Genomic DNA, 4225 nt, shown 5'->3' with positions numbered 1-4225 from the left:
GTGTTCAGATTTACGGCGGGTGCTCCGGGTAAAAGTTGAGATAGAGCGACTCCGTTCAGATATTCTTCATCTGTCATCCAGTGTTTCTTATCGACCAAAGATTTTTTAGCTTCTCCTAAAGCGGCCAAACTGAACGACACTAACCCAATATGAAAAACCGTTTTGGCAATTTCGAAGAGGCTCACTTTCCTAGGTGGTTCAATCGGCTGCATAGCTTCGATTTTTGTTTTGAGTCCCATAATTTAACCCCCTAAGTTATACCAGTTTAGAGTTTCCAGACATTATAAATGTGGAGAAGCTTAAATCAATTAAATTGCTTAGCAGGGGATTAAACCACATTCCTCAAGAATCAAATCTCCGTCCGGACCTGTCAACAGATCAATAAACGCTTGAGCGAGTTCAGATAATTGGCTATTTCGGGATTTACCAATTGCAAATTCTATAGGTTTACCATGAATGATGATGTTGTTGCCCGGAATTTTACTTTCTACGGATACCGCTGCTTGGTCATAATAATCGGCATATGCGGGATTAGAAAGATTAATTTTTGAAGGTAGGGTAATATAAGGAAGCTCTAATTGTTTCGCTTGTGAAGAATACAGAAACGCGTAATCAAGCTTACCCTTGATTAAATCACTTGCCAAATTGAATGATTTCGGGTAAACCTCAAAAGGGGAACAAGACCCTTCCAACTCTAAAAAGAGACCTGACCGTTCATAGAACTTTTCGGCCAATTGCCAGACCATAAGGGCTCGATAACCGCAAGGATCTAGATGATGATCTGAATGGCAGAATCGTACTTGAGAGTCAAGTAACATATTAATCCAATTGTTGGGAGTGATCTCTTTGCTGCCCTTGGAAACATCAGTATAAGCAATGACGATCTGATCTGCTGCAAAAACAAAGTAGTTTTCGACTAAGTCAGGTACTAACAGCTCCGCAAAGAGCGCTTGGTCGGCGAGAGCAATGACATCATAGTGTTCTCCAGATAATAACCGTTTGGCACCCTCCCGAGAACCTACTCCTTTCATCTCGGATTTGAGATCCGGGTTCTGTTTAGTAAAGAGATCCTGACATCTTTCCATGACCTGCTGTAGGGCACCAGCGTGGATAAGTCTAAGAACATTTGAGTTAGTCAAGATTTATTCACCTCGTTTTCCTCTTTCGATAGAGACTCTACATACTGGTCATAGACTTGTTGGAAATTTTCGAGCTTTGCTTTTTGGAATGACAAGAATTGTGACCACAAATCCAGAGTTTGTTTGCCTAAAGGGGTCAATTCATAGAGTCTCCGACCTGGACCTGATTCACTGATCTCCCAATGGGACCGGATTAATTCGTCCTTATCCATGCGTCTTAGATTGCGATAGACAGTGGCCGTATCTGCTTCTCCACTTTTAAAATCAGCTTCATTGAGACGTTGGATCAATTCATATCCGTGGGAAGGTCTTTGGCCCAAGAGAAGAAGTAGTTCCGCCTGGATAGAACGCTCCATAGAAATCGTCGAATCGAATTTATAAGATCGATCATCACTCATAGTGTACACCTCAGCTATTATCAATGTGCATATAGGTTTATCTAGCATTTATTTTACTCCTTGAAACCTATATCCGTCAATCGGTCTAATGCTCAGTACGTTAAGTAATTTCAAGCTTTTCAGGGAAGACTTTAATTTGAAAAGGATTAATCACTAGAGGAGGGATGACCTTAATGTCTGAAGATATTCAAACTCTTAAACACCATTACGAACTGGCCATTGTTGGCTGTGGCCCGGCCGGGATGGCCGCGGCGTTGAATGCTAAAATCCGAAAACGTGATTTCATAATTCTAGGTACAGAATTTTGTAGCCCCAAGCTCTCCAAGGCTCCGCAAGTTGATAATTGGTTGGGTTTTCCGGAAATAGGTGGGGAAGAATTGCGTCAACGGTTTCTAAACCACCTTCAGGAAATGGAAATTAAGATTATTCCCCTTCAAGTAACAAATATCTACCCAGGGCCTCCTTATACACTGGTTGGTAAAGATCAATCCTTTGAAGCGGATGCTGTTATTCTAGCCACGGGTGTTTCAGCAGGAAAATTATTTCCAGGTGAAGCCGAATTGTTGGGTCGTGGCGTGGGATATTGTGCAACCTGTGATGGACCTTTATATAAAAATAAGCAGGTTGCTATCATTTCTTACAATTCGGAAGGAGAAGATGAAGCTAATTTTATGGCGGATATCTGTGCTAAAGTTTATTTCATACCCTATTACAGCCAAGTTTTGCGGCTTGATCCACGAATCGAGGTCAAAAACGGTAAGGTTAAGGGAATCGTAGGAACTGAAACCGTCAAACAACTTGATCTAGGGGAGGAACAATTGTCGGTGGAGGGTGTATTCATCATCAGAGATACCCTTCCGGTAGAGCAGCTGATATCCGGCCTTGAAATGGACGATGCGGCCATTAAGGTCAATCATAAGCTAGAGACGAGTATGACTGGTTTATATGCTGCAGGAGATTGCACAGGTCAACCCTTTCAATTAATAAAAGCTGCCGGCGAAGGCGGAACAGCGGCCCTGCACGCCGTAAAATATCTGGACAGTCTAAAATCACCCGCGTCTTAAGCTAACTTAGACTCGAACAGGACGTTCAGGACCCACCATAATCATATCCTTTCTGTAACAACTAAAACCCGCGTGTTGCCCATGTGATAGGCGAACAGCGGGTTTTCGAGATTCTATTTCTGTTAAAACCACTTAAAAGATTAGAAAGATTTTTCTTTGCTGTCAAGACAGAGTAACTCTATAGTTCTTCGTATAACGCTTAGAAGTCTTTGTGGCAGGGAAGATTCATTAGAATTTGTATCAGACTTACATGTTACATTATTTTCCTCTGAATCATTTTGGGATTCTGACGATTCTTGTTGATAATCCGAGTCACATAATTCTTCAATAGTATTTAGACGATCTGCCGCCCTGTGATTCTTAAATAATAGGGTAGCTACATATTCCTTTTTCATAGGATCCCCTCCTCCTTCATGTGATGAGAACTAGAAAATAGTTTAAGGATAATTACACGATAATAATCGCTAACTCTATTTCGATAAATATAAGTGGGCAACATTGGCGATCTTCGCTTATTGAGATTTGCCTCCTATATCGAGATACATGGAAAATAATGGCTTTGTTACTATATCTTATTCACATGTCCAGTGATTGTTCATAGATCGAGTGGGCGTTTAGCGAATATTTGGGATTTGAGAAGAGTCAATCTTACTGAGCGTAAGGGGGAGTCGATCCTTCAAAGCAGAAATAGACTAACGAAATGGCATGGTAGATTATTGTAATCCCCATGCCATTTCGTGTTTAAACAACCTTCTGCACCTTGAAGAAGAATCCATGAAACCTTGAACCTAGTTCGAATTATTCCGAAACAAACGTGATTTGATGGATTGGGATTCGGACAAGCGGGCGGGTTCCATCGACTGGTTTTCCAATGTTGGCAAACAGTTGAGCATTAGTCAATATTGCAACTCCATCTCGAATTCCGCCAAAACGGCCAACCCAAAAACTTGAATCGGTGCCTATTCCCAAACGTGTACCAATTCGAAAATTGTTAAATAAACCTACAATAAAACCTCGTGATCTAAATAACATATGATAGATCCCCTTTCTCTTTATTAGCCACAAGCGTGGCGACATAAGATAAGAAGTTTGGGATAGGACTTGATGATTATTTCTACTTTATGATATGTACAAGTTTTTTAAAGTGTGACAAGTTTATAGTCTTCACCCTGAATGAGAAGCAGAGTTTTTAAAGTAGCCGTAATTTCATAGGCTCTATTACTCATTTTAGCTCTATCAACAGAAATGCCCCCAATGTCGGAACTTTTTTTAAAACTGTCCGATATTGGGGGTATAGTTAAGTTAATCGCTGGCTTTTTCAAATAATGAGCAGGCTATTTATGTGCCTGCTCAAAAAGTGGAAATTCTCCAATACGTGCCAGTACCCTAACCTACCGATTTTACCGGCGCCTTCTAGCAGTACCTTTACCGGTACCTTTACCGGCGCCTTCTAGCAGTACCTTTACCGGTACCTTTACCGGCGCCTTCTAGCAGTACCTTTACCGGTACCTTTACCGGTACCTTTACCGGTACCTTTACCGGTACCTTTACCGGTACCTTTACCGGTACCTTTACCGGTACCTTTACCGGTACCTTTACCGGTACCTTTACCGGTACCTTTACC

At 41.4% G+C, this 4225-nt stretch carries 7 protein-coding genes; 1 reads left to right on the top strand and 6 read right to left on the bottom strand.

Annotation, left to right across the window (positions count from 1 at the left end; genetic code table 11):
- The 3 genes from UF75_RS24910 to UF75_RS24900 all read right to left on the bottom strand — a co-directional run.
- The coding region (locus tag UF75_RS24910; RefSeq protein ID WP_045577211.1) for a chromate transporter at positions 1-239 on the bottom strand (239 nt) is incomplete at its 3' end.
- Positions 240-317: 78 nt separating this feature from the next.
- Entirely contained in the window at positions 318-1139 is an 822-nt protein-coding gene (locus UF75_RS24905) for an extracellular solute-binding protein (RefSeq protein ID WP_052693654.1), read from the bottom strand.
- Positions 1136-1585 carry a PadR family transcriptional regulator gene (locus tag UF75_RS24900; protein ID WP_242860423.1) on the bottom strand — a complete coding sequence of 150 codons (450 nt, stop codon included), beginning with the start codon at positions 1583-1585 and terminating at the stop codon, positions 1136-1138. The genes UF75_RS24905 and UF75_RS24900 overlap by 4 nt, the downstream gene beginning before the upstream one ends.
- A 125-nt stretch (positions 1586-1710) precedes the next feature.
- Here UF75_RS24900 and UF75_RS24895 point away from each other — a divergent pair, with 125 nt between their 5' ends.
- Positions 1711-2601 (top strand): NAD(P)/FAD-dependent oxidoreductase, encoded by an 891-nt coding sequence (locus UF75_RS24895; protein WP_045577210.1) that lies wholly within the window; start codon positions 1711-1713, stop codon positions 2599-2601.
- A 140-nt stretch (positions 2602-2741) separates the two neighbouring features.
- On the opposite strand, the gene UF75_RS24890 is transcribed toward UF75_RS24895, so the two are convergent.
- The 3 genes from UF75_RS24890 to UF75_RS29685 form a co-directional block, all read right to left on the bottom strand.
- Complete coding sequence (locus tag UF75_RS24890; protein ID WP_045577209.1) at positions 2742-2996, bottom strand: hypothetical protein; 255 nt, start codon at positions 2994-2996, stop codon at positions 2742-2744.
- A gap of 403 nt (positions 2997-3399) precedes the next feature.
- Positions 3400-3633 carry a hypothetical protein gene (locus UF75_RS24885; RefSeq protein WP_045577208.1) on the bottom strand — a complete coding sequence of 78 codons (234 nt, stop codon included), beginning with the start codon at positions 3631-3633 and terminating at the stop codon, positions 3400-3402.
- 107 nt (positions 3634-3740) lie between these two features.
- Complete coding sequence (locus UF75_RS29685) at positions 3741-3923, bottom strand: hypothetical protein (protein WP_045577207.1); 183 nt, start codon at positions 3921-3923, stop codon at positions 3741-3743.
- Positions 3924-4225: the final 302 nt, after the last annotated feature.

Source organism: Desulfosporosinus sp. I2 (genome assembly GCF_000960765.1).
Classification (GTDB): domain Bacteria; phylum Bacillota; class Desulfitobacteriia; order Desulfitobacteriales; family Desulfitobacteriaceae; genus Desulfosporosinus.
This window is presented reverse-complemented; position numbering and strand designations above follow the sequence as displayed.